Source organism: Pseudomonas baetica (genome assembly GCF_019733355.1).
Lineage (GTDB): Bacteria > Pseudomonadota > Gammaproteobacteria > Pseudomonadales > Pseudomonadaceae > Aquipseudomonas > Aquipseudomonas baetica_A.
In genome coordinates this window covers 1-557 of sequence record NZ_JAIHLQ010000132.1, presented here as the reverse complement: position 1 = coordinate 557, position 557 = coordinate 1, and the positions used below count along the sequence as shown (strand labels likewise).

Here is a 557-nt window from a genome sequence, read left to right as displayed (position 1 = left end):
TACACCTACACGCTGAACACCAGCGACGCCGACTTCAAAGCCTTGCACGGCGGCGGCAACGGCACCGAAACCTTCGCCTACACCATCACCGATTCGGACGGTGACACCAGCACTGCGAATCTGGTTTTGCAGATCCACAACAACGACGACCCGGTGATCATCAACGGCTTGAACGTTGAGGGCGGGGAGTTGACGGTTTACGAGAAAAACCTCAGCGACGGCAGTGCACCGGATTCCACGGCACTGACCCAAAGCGGCACCTTCAGCATCACGGCTTTGGACGGCGTCACCACGCTGACCGTCGGCGGCATCGCCGTGGTCACCAATGGCGTGGCCGCCGGTTTCCCGCAATCGGTCACTACACCTTTGGGCAGCACGCTGACGATTACCGGTTTCAACGCGACAACCGGCGTGGTCAGCTACAGCTACACCCTGGTCGATAACGAAGCGCATCCCACCGCCAATGGCGCGAACAACCTACCTGAGCAGTTCGCCGTGACCGTGGTTGATGACAACGGCACCACCGCCAACGCGACCCTCGACATCAACATCATCGA

1 protein-coding gene is annotated in these 557 nt (G+C 60.0%); it reads left to right on the top strand.

Annotated elements, in window-relative coordinates; translation table 11 throughout:
• Window positions 1-557 (top strand): VCBS domain-containing protein (locus K5E40_RS34415; RefSeq protein WP_221734434.1); only part of this gene is annotated, 557 nt, incomplete at both ends.